Origin of the sequence: Streptomyces sp. NPDC050732, assembly GCF_040654255.1 — a bacterium.
GTDB lineage: Bacteria > Actinomycetota > Actinomycetes > Streptomycetales > Streptomycetaceae > Streptomyces.
Genome location: NZ_JBFAHP010000032.1, coordinates 84,032 through 101,916 on the forward strand (window position 1 = coordinate 84,032; position 17,885 = coordinate 101,916).

Below are 17,885 nucleotides of genomic sequence, written 5' to 3' on the forward strand. Positions count from 1 at the left end.
AGGTTATACGCCCTGGCTGACCGAACTCATATTGAAATCCGGGACGCGCAGCGCGGGCATCGCGGCCCGGGTGAAGTAGTCGCCCCACTCGCGCGGCAGCGTCTTCTCCGTGCGGCCCGCCTCGGTGGCCCGGCCGAGGAGGTCCACGGGTGACTCGTTGAACCGGAAGTTGTTCACCTCGCCCACCACCTCGCCGTTCTCGACGAGGTACACGCCGTCCCTGGTAAGCCCGGTGAGCAGCAGCGTCGCCGGGTCGACCTCGCGGATGTACCAGAGGCAGGTCAGCAGCAGTCCGCGCTCGGTCGCCGCGACCATCTCGTCCAGGGAGCGGTCGCCGCCCCCGTCCAGGACGAGGTTGTCGACGGCCGGCGTCACCGGCAGCCCGGTCAGCCCCGCGCTGTGCCGGCTGGTCGTGAGGTGAGCGAGCTCACCGGCGCGGATCCACTCGGTGGCGGCCAGCGGCAGACCGTTGTCGAAGACGGAGGCGTCACCGCCCGAGGAGTGCGCGAGCACGAACGGCGCCGCCTCCAGGCCCGGCTCGTGCGGGTCGCTGCGCAGCGTCAGGGGCAGCTCGGTGAGGCGTTCGCCGAGGCGCGTGGCGCCGCCCGGCTTGGCGAACACCGTGCGGCCCTCGGCGGCGTCGCGGGCCGACGACGACCAGTACTGGTAGATCAGCAGGTCGGCGACGGCGGTCGGCGGCAGCAGCGTCTCGTACCGCCCGGCGGGCAGGTCGACGCGCCGCTGGGCCCAGCCGAGGCGCTGCGCGAGCTCCGCGTCGAGCGCCGCCGGGTCGACGTCCTTGAAGTCGCGGGTGGCCCGCCCCGCCCACGCCGACTTGGTGCGGTCCGGCGACTTGGCGTTCAGTTCCAGGGTGCCGGTGGGCTGGTCGTGCCGCAGCCGCAGCCCCGTCGACGTACCGAGATAGCTCGACACGAACTCGTGGTTCGCGAAGCCGTACAGCTCGCGACCGCCCGCACGGGCCCGTGCGAACGCCTCACCGAGTGCGGGAGCGAAGTCCGCGAAGACCGCGGACGAGGTCTCCACGGGCGCCTCCGTGAAATCGGCGGACGCGGCGGTGCCGGTCACCAGCGGCTGCGCGTCCTCGGCGGGAGCCGCCCCGCGCGCCGCCTCCTCGGCGGCCCGCACCAGCGGCTCCAGGTCGTCGGCGGTCACGGCCGAGCGCGTCACGACGCCGGAGGCGGTGCCCTCCTTGCCGTCGACGGTGGCGATGACGGTGAGGGTGCGGCCGCGGGTGACGCCGTTGGTGGTCAGCGCGTTGCGCGCCCAGCGCAGGTTCGCCGACGACTCCTCGTCGGCGATCACGACGCAGCCGTCGGCGGTGGACAGTTCGAGGGCGCGCTCGACGATCTCGTGCGGCTTGGTGGCGCTGCGGCTCATCGACCGGCCTCCTGCGTGGTGTTCAGAATGTTCACGCCCCGGAAGAGGGCGGACGGGCAGCCGTGCGAGACCGCGGCGACCTGGCCCGGCTGGGCCTTGCCGCAGTTGAAGGCGCCGCCGAGGACGTACGTCTGCGGGCCGCCGACCGCGGCCATCGAGCCCCAGAAGTCGGTGGTCGTCGCCTGGTAGGCGACATCCCGCAGCTGCCCGGCGAGCCGCCCGTTCTCGATCTTGTAGAAGCGCTGCCCGGTAAATTGAAAGTTGTACCTTTGCATGTCAATGGACCATGACCGGTCGCCGACCACATAGATGCCGCGGTCGACGCCCGCGATCAGGTCCTCCGTGGAGAGCCCGCCCGGGTCCGGCCGCAGCGACACGTTCGCCATGCGCTGCACCGGCACATGGCCGGGGGAGTCGGCGTACGCGCAGCCGTTGGACCGCTCGAAGCCGGTGAGCCTCGCGATCCGCCGGTCCAGCTGGTAGCCGACCAGCGTGCCGTCCTTGACCAGGTCCCAGGACTGCGCGGCCACGCCCTCGTCGTCGTACCCGACGGTCGCCAGCCCGTGCTCGGCGGTCCTGTCACCCGTCACGTTCATCAGCGACGAGCCGTACGCGAGCTCGCCGAGCCGGTCGAAGGTGGCGAACGACGTGCCCGCGTACGCCGCCTCGTAGCCGAGCGCGCGGTCCAGCTCGGTGGCGTGGCCGATGGACTCGTGGATCGTCAGCCAGAGGTTGGACGGGTCGACGACGAGGTCGTACGAACCCGCCTGAACGCTCGGCGCCCGCATCTTCTCCGCCAATTGCTCGGGAATGCGCGCGAGTTCGCCCTCCCAGTCCCAGCCGGTCCCCGTGAGGTACTCCCAGCCGCGGCCGGCCGGCGGCGCGATCGTCCGCATCGAGTCGAACTCGCCGGTCGCCCCGTCCACGGCCACCGCGGTCAGCTGCGGGTGCAGCCGCACGCGCTGCTGCGTCGTCACCGTGCCCGCCGTGTCCGCGTAGAACTTGTTCTCGTGCACGGTGAGCAGCGAGGCGTCGACGTGCGCGACCCCGTCGGCGGCGAGCAGCCGCGCGCTCCAGTCGGCGAGCACCCCCGCCTTCTCCTCGCCGGGCACGGAGAACGGGTCGATCTCGTACGAGGAGACCCACGTCTTGTCCGCGTGCACGGGCTCGGCCGCGAGCTCCACCCTCTCGTCGGACCCGGCGGCCTTGATGACCTGCGCCGACAGCTTCGCCATCGCCACCGCCCGCGACGCGACCCGCGCCGCCGCGTCCATCGTCATGTCCACACCCGAGGCGAAGCCCCAGGTGCCGCCGTGCACCACACGGACCGCGTACCCGAGGTCCGTGGAGTCGGACGTGCCGGACGGCCTGGCGTCGCGCAGCCGCCAGGACGCGCTGCGCACCCGCTCCAGGCGGAAGTCCGCGTGGTCGGCGCCGAGCGCCCGCGCGCGGGCCAGCGCGGCGTCGGCGAGAGCCCGCAGCGGCAGCGCCGTGAAGGCTTCATCGATGGAATGAGGCACGGATGTCTCCCTGCTGTCGGCACCGGTCAGGTCAGATCATGTCGCGCCCGACGGCCCGGGGGCCAGGGTTTTCTGTAGGGACCCGACAGCGACTCCTCCGAGCCACTGTCGGTCGTCGATTCTCCGTATCGCGGGAGGTACCGATAGGTTTTCGAGGTACCAGACCGCTATCGAAAGGGTGATCCGTTGAGCCGCTCGGTTCTCGTCACCGGAGGAAACCGGGGCATCGGCCTCGCCATCGCCAGCGCCTTCGCCGACGCCGGCGACAAGGTCGCGATCACCTACCGCTCGGGCGAGCCGCCGAAGGTCCTCACCGACGCCGGCGTCCTCGCCGTCAAGTGCGACATCACCGACGCCGAGCAGGTGGAGCAGGCCTACAAGGAGATCGAGGAGAAGCACGGGAACGTCGAGGTCCTGGTCGCCAACGCGGGCATCACCAAGGACCAGCTCCTGATGCGCATGTCCGAGGAGGACTTCACGTCCGTCCTCGACACCAACCTCACCGGCACCTTCCGCGTCGTCAAGCGCGCCAACCGCGGCATGCTGCGCGCCAAGAAGGGCCGCGTCGTCCTCATCTCCTCCGTCGTCGGCCTGCTGGGCGGCGCGGGGCAGGCGAACTACGCCGCCTCCAAGGCGGGTCTGGTCGGCTTCGCCCGCTCGCTCGCCCGCGAGCTCGGTTCGCGCAACCTCACCTTCAACGTCGTCGCCCCCGGTTTTGTCGACACCGACATGACCAAGGTGCTGACGGACGAGCAGCGCGAGGGCATCGTCTCTCAGGTGCCGCTCGGCCGTTACGCGCAGCCCGAGGAGATCGCCGCCGCGGTGAAGTTCCTCGCGTCCGACGACGCCTCGTACATCACTGGAGCCGTCATCCCCGTTGACGGCGGATTGGGCATGGGTCACTGATCACATGAGCGGAATTCTCGACGGCAAGCGCATCCTCATCACGGGTGTGCTGATGGAGTCCTCCATCGCCTTCCACGCGGCGAAGGTCGCCCAGGAGCAGGGCGCGGAGGTCATCCTGACCGCCTTCCCGCGGCCCACCCTGACCGAGCGCATCGCCAAGAAGCTCCCCAAGCCCGCCAAGGTCATCGAGCTCGACGTGACCAACCAGGAGCACCTGGACCGCCTGGAAGGCCTGGTCCGCGAGGAGCTCGGCGGCCTGGACGGCGTCGTCCACTCCATCGGCTTCGCCCCGCAGGACGCCCTCGGCGGCAACTTCCTGAACACGCCGTTCGAGTCGGTGGCCACGGCCATGCACGTCTCGGCGTACTCCCTGAAGTCGCTCACCATGGCCTGCCTGCCGCTCATGCCGGAGGAGGGCGGCTCGGTCGTCGGCCTGACCTTCGACGCGCAGTTCGCCTGGCCGCAGTACGACTGGATGGGCCCGGCCAAGGCCGCCCTGGAGGCCACCAGCCGCTACCTGGCGCGCGACCTCGGCTCCCGCGACATCCGCTGCAACCTCATCTCCGCGGGCCCGCTCGGCTCCATGGCCGCCAAGTCCATCCCGGGCTTCTCGGACCTCGCGAAGGTCTGGGACACCCGCTCCCCGCTGAACTGGGACATGGCCGACCCGGAGCCCGCCGGCCGCGGCATCGTCGCCCTGCTCTCGGACTTCTTCCCGAAGACCACCGGCGAGATCATCCACGTCGACGGCGGCGTGCACATGATGGGTGCCTGACCCTCGGTCGTACGTCTTCGAGGCCCCGTCTACCGCAGCGTGCGGGCGGCGGGGCCTCAGGCTTTCCGCCGTCACCCGTTCTTTCCGCCGTCACCCGTTCGGCCTCCGGGCCGGGCGGCCGCGGGGGAGTGTCGCGCACTCTGAAGTGTGCGTCTCTCCGGTGCGGTGCCCGTGGCTCTCGCTCTTGTGGTCGCCGCGCCGAGCGCAGCGCCGCAAGAACCTCCCCACGCGCGCGTGGGGCTGGACGCGCGGGCGGAGAAGCCCCGGCCCCGGCCCTTCGGCTCGGAGTGCCGCACCGCCGTCGTCGGCTCCCACGCCGTCGCGTACTGCCACAACCCCTATCCCGAGACCGACCGGGTCCGCCTCCACGTGGAGTGCTACCGGTGGTGGGACATCGACACCGACTCACGGCCCGTCGAGGCGGGACCCGCGATGACGGTGCGCCTCACCGGACGGTGCTGGAAAGAGGTCCGCGCGGTCTGGGTCAGCCACGAGAAGTGAGCCGCCGCGTCAGCCGCCGGAAGCGAGCCGCTCCGGGCGGCACATGAAGGGGTAGCCCGCCGCCTCCGAAGCGGCGGCCTCCGCGTCGCCCGCGCGGATCGCGTCCACCAGGCGGGCGTGGTCCATGTGGGTCTCCGGGGTCAGCTCCTCGCCGATGTCCTCGCGCAGCCAGTCCCGCAGCACCTCGCCGAGGTCCGCGTACATCGCCATCATGACGTCGTTGTGCGACGCGGCGACGACAGCCATGTGGAACGTCGCGTCGGCCGTCACGAACGCCTCCGCGTCCCCGGACGCCCAGGCCTCCTCGCGGCGTGCCAGCAGCGCGTCGAGCTGCCTGAGGTCGCGCTCGGTGCGGCGCTCGGCGGCGAGCTTCGCGGCGCTGGACTCCAGCGTGCTGCGCAGCTCGGCGATGTGGCGCGGGTCCGCGTCGGCGAACCGGCGCTGCATCACACCCGCGAGTTCGCTCGTCGCCACCACGTAGGTCCCGGAGCCCTGCCGGATGTCGAGCAGGCCGTTGTGCGCGAGGGCGCGCACCGCCTCCCTGACCGTGTTCCTGGCCACGCCCAGCTGCTCGACCAGCTCGGGCTCCGTGGGGATGCGGGAGCCGACCGGCCACTCGCCCGACGAGATCTGGTTGCGCAGCTCGGAGATGACCTGCTCCGAGAGCGCCGAACGGCGAGGGGTGGTCAGCGGCATGACGCTCCTTCGTGCGAGACCTGTGGGTGAGCGGTGCCCGCGGTGCGAGCCGTGCGCCGTGTGAGCAGTGTGACGCAAACGATTGGACAGCCAATCATCCCATGATTCTATGATGGCCTTATGGCTAGCGAGGAAACCGGGACGATGACGCCGACAGCAACACCCCCGACGCGTACGGGAGCGACCGAGAAACAGGCCCCCACGCGCGCGTGGGCGACGCGACTCGTCGTCGTGGGCATCGTCTTGGCGGCCATGAACCTCCGCCCCGCCATCACCAGCCTCGGCGCCCTCCTCGAAGAGGTGCGCGACGGCCTCGGCATGAGCGGCACCCTCGCCGGACTGCTCACCTCCGTACCGCCGCTCTGCTTCGCGTTCTTCGGCGTGATGGCGCCCCGTCTGGCCCGGCGCTTCGGGCCGAGCGCGGTGGTGTGCGTCGGCATGGCCGCCATCGCGTCGGGCCTGGTGATCAGGCCCTTCATCGGCGGCACCGCGGGCTTCCTCGCGGGCACCGCCCTCGCCCTCGCGGGCATCGCCGTCAGCAATGTCCTGATGCCGGTCATCGTCAAGCGCTGGTTCCCCGACCGGGTCGGTTCCATGACCGGCCTCTACTCGATGGCCCTCGCGTTCGGCACCTCCATCGCGGCGGCCGCCACCGTGCCCCTCACCGACGGCCTCGGCGGACACTGGCAGACCGGCCTCGCCGTGTGGGCGGTGCTCGCCGTCGTCGCCGTCGTGCCGTGGATCCCGCTCGTCCGCGACCGCGGCACGGCCGCCACCGAGGCCCCCGAGCACATCAGCCCCGCCGTACGCCAGGAGGACGCGGGACTGCGCATCACCCACAGCCGCACCGCTTGGGCGCTCGCCGTCTTCTTCGGCCTGCAGGCCACGGCCGCCTACATCACGATGGGCTGGATGCCGCAGATCTTCCGCGACGCGGGCGTCCCCGCGAGCGAGGCGGGCGTGCTGCTCGCCGTCACGATGGCCATGGGCGTGCCCCTGGCGTTCGTCATCCCGAGGGTCGCCACCCGCCTGACCAACCAGGGCCCGGTCGTGATCGTCCTCGGCGCCTGCGGACTCGCCGGCTACGCCGGCCTCTACCTCGCCCCCGCCGGCGGCGCCTGGGCCTGGGCGCTGCTGCTCGGCATCTCCAACTGCGCCTTCCCGCTCGCCCTCACGATGGTCGGCATGCGGGCCAAGAGCAGCGTCGGCGTGGCCAAGCTGTCCGCCTTCGCGCAGAGCACGGGCTATCTGATCTCGATCCCCGGACCGCTCCTCGTGGGCGTGCTCTACCAGCACAGCGGCGGCTGGGGGCTGCCGATCGCGCTCATGGCGGCCCTGATGGTGCCGCAGATCGTCATCGGTACGCTCGCGGGCCGCAACCGCACGGTCGAGGACGAGGTGGCGGCCAGGGCCGCGAAGGCCTGACCCCGGCGGCGGGCGGGCGGGCAAAGGGTGCGAGACTGGCCGTATGCCCGTCCTCGACCCGAACCCCCAGAACGGCCAGAAGAAACTGCTCATCGTGCTCGGCGCGATGCTGGCCATCACCGTGATCATCGGCATCATCGCGTCCATCGCGTCGCCGTGAACCGGCCCCCGGCGGGGTGATGGTGGGGCTGGCACCCCCATCCCCTAGGGGGCCAGTATCAGGGTCAAGTGGGTGGATCTCCGGATGGGTTGAGGGTCGCCGATGACCTAACTTCGAGTTGTGCCCGCGAAGAGCGGCACGGACCACTCGAAGAACACGGAGGCGGCATGTCGGCCCGATCGCACACCCGGCGCGACCCGGCCCAGTCGGGCAGCGTCGAGATCCAGCTCCCCTGGTGGGCCATCGCCCTCCCCGCCATCGCCTTCGCGGCCCTGCTCCTGCTCATCCTGAACCCCGTGGACGCGCACGCGGCGACCGGCGAGCCGACCGTCACCCACCTCCTGGAGCGCATACAGGCGCTGGTCCTGCGCACGGCCTCCTGACCCCTCCGCCACCGGGCCCGTCACCCGCGCCGGGGCACCACGCCAACTCCCTGCGCCCCATGGCACGTTTCATGCGAAGCTGGGATGCATGAGCGTCGCAGAACCCCGCAGGATTGTCCTCTTCCGGCATGCGAAGGCCGACTGGCCGCAGGTTTCCGACCACGAGCGGCCGCTCGCGGAGCGAGGCCGCCGGGACGCCCCCGTCGCCGGGCGCAAGCTGGCCGACAGCGGCATCGCCTTCGACCAGGCCCTCTGCTCGACCGCCACCCGGACCCGCGAGACCTGGAAGCTCGCCGTCCAGGAGCTGCCGCAGCGGCCGAAGACCGTCTACGAGGAGCGGTTGTACGAAGCCTCTCCCGGTGAGCTGATCGCCGTGCTCAACGAAACCCCGGACGACGTGCAGAACCTCGTCCTGATCGGCCACAACCCCGGAGTGCAGGGCCTGACCGACGTCCTCGCCGGGGAAGCCGAGGGCGACGCCAGAGTCCGGCTGAACCGCAGGGGCTTCCCGACCGCGGCCTTCGCCGTCCTGACGTACTCCGGTTCCTGGAAGGCGCTCGAACCGGGCGTGGCCACCCTCGTCGACTACTGGGCGCCTTCCGAGTAGTCCTCTCCCCGTCCACCGTGCAGAGGCCCGGCGCCACAGGTGCCGGGCCTCCCTCCGCGGGTCCGGACCGGATCAGTCCAGGTGCATGTCGGCCGCCTCGACCTCTTCCCGGGTGATCCCGAGGAGGTAGAGGACGGTGTCCAGGAAGGGGACGTTCACCGCGGTGTGCGCGGCCTCGCGGACCACGGGCTTGGCGTTGAAGGCGACACCGAGGCCCGCGGCGTTCAGCATGTCGAGGTCGTTCGCGCCGTCACCGATCGCGACCGTCTGCTCCAGCGGCACCCCGGCCTCCGTGGCGAACCGGCGCAGCAGCCTGGCCTTGCCCGCACGGTCGACGATCTCGCCGGTCACCTTGCCGGTCAGCTTGCCGTCGACGATCTCCAGGGTGTTGGCCTGCGCGAAGTCGAGGCCGAGACGTTCCTTCAGGTCGTCGGTGACCTGGGTGAACCCGCCCGAGACGACGCCCACTTGATAGCCGAGACGCTTGAGCGTGCGGATGAGGGTGCGGGCCCCCGGCGTGAGCCGTACCTCGGAGCGGACCTTGTCGACGACCGACGCGTCGAGCCCCGCGAGCAGCGCCACGCGGGCGTGCAGCGACTGCTCGAAGTCCAGCTCGCCGCGCATCGCGGCCGCCGTCACCTCGGCGACCTCGGCCTCGCACCCGGCGTGCGCGGCGAAGAGCTCGATGACCTCGTCCTGGATGAGCGTCGAGTCGACGTCCATCACGACCAGGCGCTGGGCGCGGCGGTGCAGGCCCGCCGAAACGACCGCGACATCCACGCCGAGCTTCGCGGCCTCTATGGCGAGGGCCGTGCGCAGCGTCTCGGTCTCGGTGCCGGACACCGCGAACTCGACGGCGGTGACCGGGTACTTGGCGAGCCGGAAGATACGGTCGATGTTGCCGCCGGTGGCCGTTATCCGGGCGGCGATCGCGGCCGTCGACTCCGACGTCAGCGGGTGGCCGAGCACGGTCACGAGCGAACGCCCGAGGCCGCGCGGCCGGTTGTCGCCGATACCCGAGATGATCTCGGCCTGCATCTTCATGGACTCCGCCCAGCTGTGGACGGTGGCCCGAAGGTCACCCTCCAAGCCGGCGGGCGGCTCGGTCACGAGCGCGCACAGCACGATCCGGCCACGGGTGACGACCTGCTCGATGTCGACGACATCGACGGAGTAGGCGGCGAGGGTGTCGAAGAGGCCGGCGGTGATGCCGGGGCGGTCCTTGCCGAAGATCTTGACGAGGAGCGTCGGGATGTCGGCGGGCGCCGGGATGTCGGCGGGCTGAGGGGGCTGCGAAGCACTCATGGTGATCCCTACGGTATCCGCCCTCTTCCCGCGCCCGCCCCACCGGTCCGCCACCCGGACAGGCCCCGCGGACGTCCGCCCGTACCGCGGCACCTCACCGTGCCGACGCATCGTCTCCTAGCCTGATCCGCCCCCGCCCGGCCTCGCCCTGGCTCGCCCGCCTCCGCCCCGCCTTCGCCCGGCCTCGCCTTCGCTCGGCCTCGCCCTGTCTCGCCTTGTCTTGCGTCCCTGGGTACGTCGTGGCTGATCCTGTCCCGCCGCTTCGCGGCGGATACCTCCCACCCACCCACCCGTTTGCCCCGCGACACCTCCTCACCGTAGGGGCCGGGTGCGGCTTGCCCGGGTGTGTCCGACCCGTTTCCGTTGTGGGCAGGCGGGCCGCGGGCGGCACGGGTGGGCACAACCCACGGTGCCGGGGGCTGTTAGTTGGGCCTGCGTGGGGTTTTCGGGGGAGGCGGAGGCGGGGGAGGCGGGGGTGGTGGGGGCCAGTCGGAGGAGTGGGAGCGGCGGCGGGGCGGTGGGGGTGGGGGGACCACCGGGCCCATGACGGTGGGGGCGCCGGAGACGTCGCGGGGTGCGGGTGGTGGTGGACGGAGGTAGGGGTTCGTGTCGGGGTTCGGCGGTCGGTGCGGAGTACCGGGGGCGTAAGGTCCGGCGCCGGCGGGAGTGCCGGCAGAAGCGCCGGCAGAAGCACCGGATGACCCGGATGCCCCGGACGACCCGGTCGTCCCAGCCGGCGTCGAAGAGACCTGGTCCGGCGACGACGACGCGAACCGCGACGCCCCACCCCCCGCCGCCCCCGCGGCCACCGCGAGCAGCGCCCCCGTCACCCCCGCCCCCGACCCCCACGCCGCCCCCAGCAGCACCGCCATCCCGAGCCGCCCGTGCAGCTCGACCCCCGCGCCGAACGCGTCGAAGCCGAGGACGGAGAGCGAGGCGTCCGCGGAGACCTGGGACAGCCACGCCAGGAGGGGCAGCCCGAGCGCCGTCACCACCCCGAGCCGCACCCCGCACAGGCCCACGAATCCCGGAGCGGACACCTTGGCGCCCCCCGCGCCCCCCTCACCCGCCTCGCGCACCCCGCGTACGCCACGCACCCCACGTATATAAGGAGTCCGCACAGCCGTCAGCACCCCCGCGAACAACATCGTCACCGCCGCCGCCACGCCCAACAGCCAGACCCTGTCGTCCAGTTCCGCCAGCCGCCCGAGCGTGAGCGCCTTGTCGGACGGGCCCGTCAGGAGGTCGTCCACCGGGTCCGGCAGGAACCGCCGGAGTTCACCCGTCGCCCTGCCGTCCCACGGCACGAAGAGGCCGACGGGCAGGCCGAGCCACACGCCGTTCGGCGCCCCGAGCAGCGCCGCGCCGGCGATCCGCTTGGGGTGGTCGTCGCCGACCATCGCGTACGCCGCCGCGGCGAGCCCCGCCGCGACCGCCACCAGCACCACCGTGACCAGCGCGGAGACGGCCGGCCGCACCACCCGGTGCAGTCCGCCGAGGGCGCGCGGCAGCGGCGTGCGCCGTGACGCGAGCAGCGCGATGAGCAGGACGCCGGTCACCCAGACCGCCCCACCGAGCAGCGTCGGCCCGGTGTCCACGGTGAAGCCGACCGAGGCCTCCGCCTCGACCAGGTCCCCGAGCCGGTCGGGGAGGAGCCCGCCGATGTCGTCCCCGAGCCCGCCGGGCAGCTTGTCGCCGATGCCGTCCGGCAGTCCGTCGATGCCCTCCTCGATCCCCTTGTCGATGCCGAGCTGCTTGCCGTCGATCGTGATGACGTCGTGCCCCGCCCAGGCGAGGCCCGCGAGCATCGCGAGGAAGAGGGCGACCACCGCGGCCGCACGCGCGGCGAGTTCGGCGGGGGCGATGACGGCCCCCGCCCCGCGCAAGGAGCGCAGGAAGAAGTGGGCGAGGAACAGCGCGCCGACCAAACCCACACCGAGTGGCGCAATATCGACTGTCGTGGTCGCCTCCGCGCCGTCCAGGCCGAACGCCGAGACGTCACCGGACGGCGTGACGGAACCTCCCGCTCCCAGCGCGACGGTCGCCGCCGTCATCGGCCCGAGCGCCCCGACCGCGTCCGCGCCGAGCAGATGAAGCCCGAGCGCGGCCGTCCCCGCCATGCCGACCAGCGCCCAGCTGACCGCGGCGATCGCGGAGAGCAGCACGTCACCCCACCGCACGCCCCGGCTCTCACCTCGGTGCTCGCCCTTGTGATCGTCGGCCTGCATCAGGACCCCCCGGACCGCGGCGCGTTGCCCTGAACGCTTGCCCTGAATGCACTTAATGCTCCCAATGAGCATGATCCGTATGCACTGATGGGCTCTGATGGGCGCTTCCTACTCTCCGGGCCGATATCTTCCCCGTCAACGGGGCAACCCGTCACGCCCGTACGCAGTCTTCACAAGGCCCGACTTTCGGTCAGAGCCCTCCTCCTGAAATAGTTCCTCCCGATGTTCGACATCCCTAGACTCCCCACCCATGGGGGCTAGCTCGGGGGACAACTCAGTGGGGCATGGAGTGCCGGAACTCGTACTGGAATTGAATGGCAGGACCTGGACGCTGGACGCGTCCAGGCCGTACACCCTCGGACGTGATCCGCAGGGGGATATCTCGCTCGACGACGCCAGGGTCTCCTGGCGGCACGCGACGATCAGCTGGAGCGGGCGCAGCTGGGTCATCGAGGATCACGGCAGTACCAATGGCACCTTCATACAGGGCCAGCGGATCCACCAGATGGAAATCGGCCCCGGTTCGGCGGTCTACCTCGGCAACGCGACCGACGGTCCGCGGGTGAACGTGTCCGGTGGCGCCCCGGGCGCGGCCGCGGCCGCCGTCTCGGCACCGCAGCAGCACGCCCAGCAGCAGGCCGCACCGCAGCACACGCCCCAGCAGCACCAGCAGGAGGCTCCCGGCTGGGCTGCGCAGGCCCAGCCGCAGGCACCCCAGCAGCAGGCCCCTTACCAGGCGCAGCAGCAGGGCTGGCAGCAACAACAGCAGCCACAACAGCACCAGCCGCACGTGCCCCAGCAGCAGGGCGGCCCGTCCGAGCAGTACGCACAGAAAACTCCCGGTACCGGCGGTGTCGCGGGGGCCCCGCCGGTCTACGGCGACCGCAGCCCGACGACGTTCCACCAGCTGGCACTCGGCCGCAAGATGCGCATCGGCCGCGCCCTGGAGAACGAGCTCGTCGTCTCCGACCTGCAGGTCTCGCGCCACCACGCCGAGTTCACCGCGACGCCCGACGGCCGCTTCGAGATCCACGACCTCGGCTCGCACAACGGCACGTACGTCAACGGCCAGCCGATCGCGAAGTCCTCGACCGTCCTGATCGGCCCGAACGACATCGTCGGCGTCGGCCACTCGACCTTCCGCCTCGTCGGCGGACAGCTCGAAGAGTTCGTCGACACCGGTGACGTCTCCTTCTCGGCCCGCCACCTCACGGTCACGGTCGACGGTGGCAAGCAGATCCTCAAGGACGTCTCCTTCGGCGTCCCCGAGAAGTCGCTCATCGCGGTCATCGGCCCCTCCGGTTCCGGCAAGTCCACCCTGCTCAAGGCGCTCACCGGCTACCGGCCCGCCAACCAGGGCGACGTCCTCTACGACAACCGGAACCTCTACAAGCAGTTCGCCGAGCTGCGGCAGCGCATCGGTCTGGTCCCGCAGGACGACATCCTGCACAAGGAGCTGACCGTCAAGAAGGCCCTCAAGTACGCGGCCAAGCTGCGCTTCCCCGCCGACACCACGGAGGCCGAGCGCGAGTCCCGCATAGACGAGGTCCTGCGCGAGCTCAAGCTGGACATCCACAAGGAGAAGAAGGTCACCTCCCTCTCCGGTGGCCAGCGCAAGCGCGTGTCGGTCGCCCTTGAGCTGCTGACCAAGCCCTCGCTGATCTTCCTGGACGAGCCGACCTCCGGCCTCGACCCGGGCATGGACCGCGACGTCATGCAGCTGCTCCGCGGCCTCGCCGACGACGGCCGCACGGTCCTCGTCGTGACGCACTCGGTCGCCGAGCTGGCGATCTGCGACAAGCTCCTGGTGATGGCGCCGGGCGGTTCTGTGGCGTACTTCGGCCCGCCGGAGGAAGCCCTGAACTTCTTCGGCTACAGCACCTGGGCCGACGTCTTCTCCGCCTTCGAGAACTACCGCGACTACGACTGGGCGGGCCGCTGGAAGGGCTCGCAGCACTACCAGATGTACGCAGCGGACATCGACGCGGTCGCCGCGCAGTCCGTAGCGATGCCGCCGCCACAGGCGATGAAGCCGCCGAAGCCGCAGGGCTGGGGATCGCAGCTGTGGACCCTGATCCGCCGCTACACCTCGGTGATCGCCTCCGACAAGGGCTTCATGGGCCTGATGGTGATCCTGCCCGCGGTCCTCGGCATCGTCAGCGTCGTGATCCCGGCCGACTTCGGCCTCGCCCCGCCGAAACCGCCGGTCAAGTTCAACGGCGACGCCGGCACGATCATGCTCATCCTCGCGGTCGGCATGTGCTTCTCGGGCGCGGCCAACTCCGTACGTGAGCTGATCAAGGAACGGGTCATCTACGAACGGGAGCGGGCCACCGGCCTCTCCCGCTCGGCGTACCTGATGTCGAAGGTCATCGTCCTCGGCGTCATCACGGCCATCCAGGGCGTCATCATCTGCGCCATCGGCTTCGCCCCGCGCGAGCTGCCGGAGGAAGGCCTGATCATGCCGCCGGCGGCGGAGATCTGCCTGACGATCATCGCGCTCGGCTTCACCTCGATGATGTTCGGCCTGGTCATCTCCTCGCTGGTGAAGACCGCCGAGAAGACCATGCCGCTCCTGGTCATGTTCGCGATCGTCCAGGTCGTGTTCACCGGCGTCCTCTTCCAGGTCTACGGCTCGCCGGGCCTGGAGCAGTTCGCCTGGCTGATGCCGTCCCGCTGGGCCATCGCCGGCGCGGGCGCCACCCTCGACCTGGCGCACCTGATGCCGCCGTGGGACCCGAAGAACCCGAACGACCTGGACCCGCTGTGGGAGCACTCGGCGAGCCAGTGGGGCATCAACATCACCATCCTGCTCGCGCTCGGCGTCATCTGCGGCATCGCGGTCGCGCGCCTGCTGCGCCGCCACGAGCCGGAGGTCATGCGCAAGTGACCGGTGCCCTCGGGCACACGAGAAGGGCGGCACCCCGTGCGGGGTGCCGCCCTTCGGCGTCTTGAGAACCTCATCTTCGGCTGAAGAGGTCCAGTGATCAGGCGATCAAGGCTCAGTAGGCGCCGTTCACGTTGTCCATCGAGCCGTACCGGTCGGCGGCGTAGTTGGCCGCGGCCGTGATGTTGGCGACCGGGTCGTAGATGTTCGTCGAGGTGCCCTCGACGTGGTACGCGTCGAACGTCGGCTTGATGACCTGCAGCAGGCCGATCGACGGGGTGCCGTTGATGGCGTTGATGTCCCAGCCGTTGATGGCCTGCGGGTTGCCCGAGGACTCACGGATGATGTTGCGGTGCAGGCCCTCGTAGGAGCCGGGGATGCCCTTGGCCTTCATGATGTCCAGGGACTGGCGGATCCAGCCGTCGAGGTTGTTGGCGTAGACGGGCTTGCGGGCGGCGGCGCGGCTCGCGGCCTCCTTGGCCTTCCGCTCGTCCTCGGCCTTCTTCTTCGCGGCGGCCTCGTCGGCGGCCTTCTTCTCCTCGGCGGCCTTCGCGGCGGCGTCCTTGGCCTTCTTGTCGGCGCTGCTGTGCTGCTTGATGACACCGGCGCGGACGGCCTGCTCGGCCTCGACGCTCTGCTTGAAGGCCACCGGGGCGGCATCGAGGCTCTGGGTCTCGGTTCCCGCGTCGGCGCTGCCCGGCACGAGGGAGAACGCGAGGGCAGCGGCGCCGAGCGTGGCGACACCGGCGATCGAGAACTTCTGGGCCTTGGTCACGGTGGCGCGACTATGGCCGCGGGTGTTGTGCTGGGACATGCGAGTTGGACCTCTTCGAATAGCGGAGGTCGCTCCGGCCGGCGGGGACATGGTGCTGTCCGGCAAAACGCCGCGGTCGGGAAGACCGCGGCGCCGAGCGACGGAAGCAATTCTTAGCGGCCGCAAAAATGTGTGGCAAAGGTGTGACGTACGATGCCGGGTAGTGGATCAGGGGGCACACAGACTCCCAAAGCGGGCAACTACCCCGTCCGCTTTAAGGGATTCCTATCAACTAGGGGTCTTCGTACGTGACGTGCGCCCTATGCGCGGGCTCACATCAGCGACGTAACGGTCTCACCAGGAGTTGCCGCCGCAACGCTCTCAGTGAGGGGCCTCATCCGGGAGGAGGAGGTGCACGTCGCCGAACTCGTGCCACAGGTAGAGACGGCGTACCGCCTCCGTATAACCCCGCTCGATTGCCGCCCGTCCCGCGACGGCCTCCAGCATCAGCAGATGTGACGCCTCCGGCTCGTGGAGCCCGGTCAGCAGGCCGTCCACCACCCGCACCCCACGCTTCGGAGTCACCACGAGATCGGTCCGGCCCGCCGCCGCCCGCACCACCCCGTCGGGCCCCGCGGCGGACTCCACGGCGCGCACGGCCGTCGTACCGACCGCCACGACCCGCCCGCCGGCCGCCCGCGCCGCGTTGATCAGCCGCGCCGACGTCTCCGGCACCTCGAAGAGCTCCGGATACGGCGGCTCGTGCGCCTCCTGCGAGGCGACACCGGTGTGCAGCACCACGGGCGCGAACTGCACACCCCTGCTCACCAGCTCCGCCACCATCGACGCGGTGAACGGCCGCCCCGCACTCGGCATCTCCGCACTCCCCGCCCCGTCCGCCGACGGCAGCGCGAACACGGTCTGGTACGCGGAGAGCGGCTGGTCCCGCTCCGTATAGGAGTAACGAATGGGACGCCCGTGCTGCCGCAGCAGCCCGGGCACGTCCCCCGACACCCGCACCCACCACAGCCGCCGGCTCTCCACCGCCACCTGCTCCTCATATACGAGGCGTACGCCTCCGGGGAGCCGCACGACCGAGCCCGCCGGACCACCGGCACGCGCGCGTGTAGTGCCCTTCCCGTCCGGATCCCGCAGCTCCACGGCCCACCGCCCGTCCCCGCCCCGGGTGGAGAAATGCACCACCACGCGCGCGTGCCCGTGTCTCCCGTCCACCGCCGCGGGCAGGGTCCGGGACGTGTTGACCACCAGCAGGTCCCCGGCCCGCAGCAGCGCGGGCAGCTCCGCGAACGCGTGGTGCGTGACCTCCGTGCCGTGCGACACCAGCAGCCGCACCGAGTCCCTGCCGAGTCCCGGACCCCGCTGCTCGGCCGGCACCCGGGCCGAGAGCGAGGCCGGCACGCACAGCGGCGCCCCGAGCACGCTCATCGCGCACCCGCCAGCAGCGCGGGCGCCGAGTAGCGGCCACTGGCGGGCCGCTCGGCGAGCATCCGAAGGAACGCGGGCGCAACGGTCCCCGGCAGCGGCCGCACGGACTGATCGTCGACGGGCACCGCCGCCTGATACAGATCCGTCCGCATGTCCCCGGGATCCACCGCCCACACCCGCACCCCGGGCTCCTCCTCGGCGAGGACCGCGGAGAGGTGGTCGAGGGCGGCCTTGGAAGCGCCGTACCCGCCCCACGTCTCGTACGCCTCCACCGCCGCGTCGGAGCTGAGGTTGAACACCGCGCCCGCCGACTCCCGCAGCAGCGGCAAGGCCTCCTGCACCAGCCCCAGGGCCGCCACCACATTCGTCTCCAGCGCCGCCCGCAGACCGTCGAGCGTGAGCCCGTCCAGCCGTACGAGAGGCTCGGCACCCAGCGCGCTCGCGTTGTTCACCAGCAGATCGAGCCCGCCGAGCCGCCGTGCCGCGGCCACCAGGTCCGCCCGGTGTCCCGCGTCGGTGACGTCCCCGGCGAGCGCCTCCACGCGCGTGCCGTACTCGCTCAGCTCGCGCGCCGACTCCGCGAGGACCGCGGCGGTCCTCGCGTCGAGCACGAGATCCCAGCCGGACTCCGCGAGAGCCGCGCCCAGCGCGCGCCCCAGCCCCTTCGAAGCCCCCGTGATGATCGCTACCGGCATGACATCCGTCCCCTCGTACTTTCCCTCGGTCCGTTCCGTTCCCTCGGTCCGTCAGGCCACCACCGTAGGAACGGCCCCGCCCCGGGCACCTCGTGCGAGAGCCGCAACTCCCCGAGGCCCTTCGCCCTAGTCCCGGACCATGGACCGACGGACCTAGGCCCCGGGACGTAGGCGGGGGCCACCACAGGTCGGATACGCA

The 17,885-nt window shown here is 71.2% G+C and carries 16 protein-coding genes; 8 read left to right on the top strand and 8 right to left on the bottom strand.

All coding sequences use genetic code 11. The annotated features are described in order from the left end of the window. Positions 1 to 3: 3 nt before the first annotated feature. Together AB0H82_RS26965 and AB0H82_RS26970 are read right to left on the bottom strand one after the other, a co-directional pair. Complete coding sequence (locus AB0H82_RS26965) at positions 4 to 1,398, bottom strand: metallopeptidase TldD-related protein (protein ID WP_362997041.1); 1,395 nt, start codon at positions 1,396 to 1,398, stop codon at positions 4 to 6. Continuing rightward, a complete protein-coding gene (locus AB0H82_RS26970) occupies positions 1,395 to 2,918 on the bottom strand; it encodes a TldD/PmbA family protein (RefSeq protein ID WP_362997044.1) in 1,524 nt (507 codons plus the stop codon). The genes AB0H82_RS26965 and AB0H82_RS26970 overlap by 4 nt, the downstream gene beginning before the upstream one ends. A gap of 186 nt (positions 2,919 to 3,104) precedes the next feature. Here AB0H82_RS26970 and fabG point away from each other — a divergent pair, with 186 nt between their 5' ends. From fabG to AB0H82_RS26985, 3 genes are all read left to right on the top strand, one after another. Next, on the top strand, positions 3,105 to 3,824 hold the full coding sequence (fabG, locus tag AB0H82_RS26975) for a 3-oxoacyl-[acyl-carrier-protein] reductase (RefSeq protein ID WP_362997046.1): 720 nt from the start codon (positions 3,105 to 3,107) through the stop codon (positions 3,822 to 3,824). 4 nt (positions 3,825 to 3,828) lie between these two features. Then, the gene (gene fabI / locus AB0H82_RS26980) at positions 3,829 to 4,599 is read left to right on the top strand and encodes an enoyl-ACP reductase FabI (RefSeq protein WP_362997048.1); all 771 of its coding nucleotides are present in this window, start codon (positions 3,829 to 3,831) and stop codon (positions 4,597 to 4,599) included. Positions 4,600 to 4,764: 165 nt separating this feature from the next. Further along, entirely contained in the window at positions 4,765 to 5,100 is a 336-nt protein-coding gene (locus tag AB0H82_RS26985) for a hypothetical protein (RefSeq protein ID WP_362997105.1), read from the top strand. Positions 5,101 to 5,109: 9 nt separating this feature from the next. On the opposite strand, the gene AB0H82_RS26990 is transcribed toward AB0H82_RS26985, so the two are convergent. Next, positions 5,110 to 5,796 (bottom strand): FadR/GntR family transcriptional regulator, encoded by a 687-nt coding sequence (locus tag AB0H82_RS26990; RefSeq protein ID WP_362997050.1) that lies wholly within the window; start codon positions 5,794 to 5,796, stop codon positions 5,110 to 5,112. A 144-nt stretch (positions 5,797 to 5,940) separates the two neighbouring features. Between AB0H82_RS26990 and AB0H82_RS26995 the strand changes: the two genes are divergently transcribed. The 4 genes from AB0H82_RS26995 (at position 5,941) to AB0H82_RS27010 (ending at position 8,371) form a co-directional block, all read left to right on the top strand. Next, positions 5,941 to 7,221, top strand: coding sequence for an MFS transporter (locus AB0H82_RS26995; protein WP_362997107.1), 1,281 nt, complete (start codon positions 5,941 to 5,943; stop codon positions 7,219 to 7,221). Positions 7,222 to 7,264: 43 nt separating this feature from the next. After that, positions 7,265 to 7,381 carry an SGM_5486 family transporter-associated protein gene (locus tag AB0H82_RS27000; protein ID WP_107059069.1) on the top strand — a complete coding sequence of 39 codons (117 nt, stop codon included), beginning with the start codon at positions 7,265 to 7,267 and terminating at the stop codon, positions 7,379 to 7,381. Positions 7,382 to 7,548: 167 nt separating this feature from the next. After that, complete coding sequence (locus tag AB0H82_RS27005; protein WP_362997053.1) at positions 7,549 to 7,764, top strand: hypothetical protein; 216 nt, start codon at positions 7,549 to 7,551, stop codon at positions 7,762 to 7,764. Between the two features lie 88 nt (positions 7,765 to 7,852). Then, the gene (locus AB0H82_RS27010) at positions 7,853 to 8,371 is read left to right on the top strand and encodes a histidine phosphatase family protein (RefSeq protein ID WP_362997055.1); all 519 of its coding nucleotides are present in this window, start codon (positions 7,853 to 7,855) and stop codon (positions 8,369 to 8,371) included. A 72-nt stretch (positions 8,372 to 8,443) separates the two neighbouring features. Here the strand turns inward: AB0H82_RS27010 and serB are convergent, their stop codons facing one another. Together serB and AB0H82_RS27020 are read right to left on the bottom strand one after the other, a co-directional pair. Continuing rightward, a complete protein-coding gene (serB, locus tag AB0H82_RS27015) occupies positions 8,444 to 9,676 on the bottom strand; it encodes a phosphoserine phosphatase SerB (protein WP_362997057.1) in 1,233 nt (410 codons plus the stop codon). Between the two features lie 422 nt (positions 9,677 to 10,098). Beyond that, positions 10,099 to 11,904 (bottom strand): streptophobe family protein, encoded by a 1,806-nt coding sequence (locus AB0H82_RS27020; RefSeq protein WP_362997059.1) that lies wholly within the window; start codon positions 11,902 to 11,904, stop codon positions 10,099 to 10,101. Positions 11,905 to 12,193: 289 nt separating this feature from the next. On the opposite strand from AB0H82_RS27020, the gene AB0H82_RS27025 reads away from it, so the two are divergent. Continuing rightward, the gene (locus AB0H82_RS27025; protein ID WP_362997061.1) at positions 12,194 to 14,794 is read left to right on the top strand and encodes an FHA domain-containing protein; all 2,601 of its coding nucleotides are present in this window, start codon (positions 12,194 to 12,196) and stop codon (positions 14,792 to 14,794) included. 112 nt (positions 14,795 to 14,906) lie between these two features. On the opposite strand, the gene AB0H82_RS27030 is transcribed toward AB0H82_RS27025, so the two are convergent. The 3 genes from AB0H82_RS27030 to AB0H82_RS27040 all read right to left on the bottom strand — a co-directional run bounded on the left by AB0H82_RS27030 (position 14,907) and on the right by AB0H82_RS27040 (position 17,686). After that, positions 14,907 to 15,605, bottom strand: coding sequence for a transglycosylase SLT domain-containing protein (locus AB0H82_RS27030; protein WP_362997063.1), 699 nt, complete (start codon positions 15,603 to 15,605; stop codon positions 14,907 to 14,909). A 321-nt stretch (positions 15,606 to 15,926) separates the two neighbouring features. Beyond that, entirely contained in the window at positions 15,927 to 16,991 is a 1,065-nt protein-coding gene (locus AB0H82_RS27035) for an S-adenosylmethionine:tRNA ribosyltransferase-isomerase (protein ID WP_362997065.1), read from the bottom strand. Next, the gene (locus AB0H82_RS27040; RefSeq protein ID WP_362997067.1) at positions 16,988 to 17,686 is read right to left on the bottom strand and encodes an SDR family oxidoreductase; all 699 of its coding nucleotides are present in this window, start codon (positions 17,684 to 17,686) and stop codon (positions 16,988 to 16,990) included. The genes AB0H82_RS27035 and AB0H82_RS27040 overlap by 4 nt, the downstream gene beginning before the upstream one ends. Positions 17,687 to 17,885: the final 199 nt, after the last annotated feature.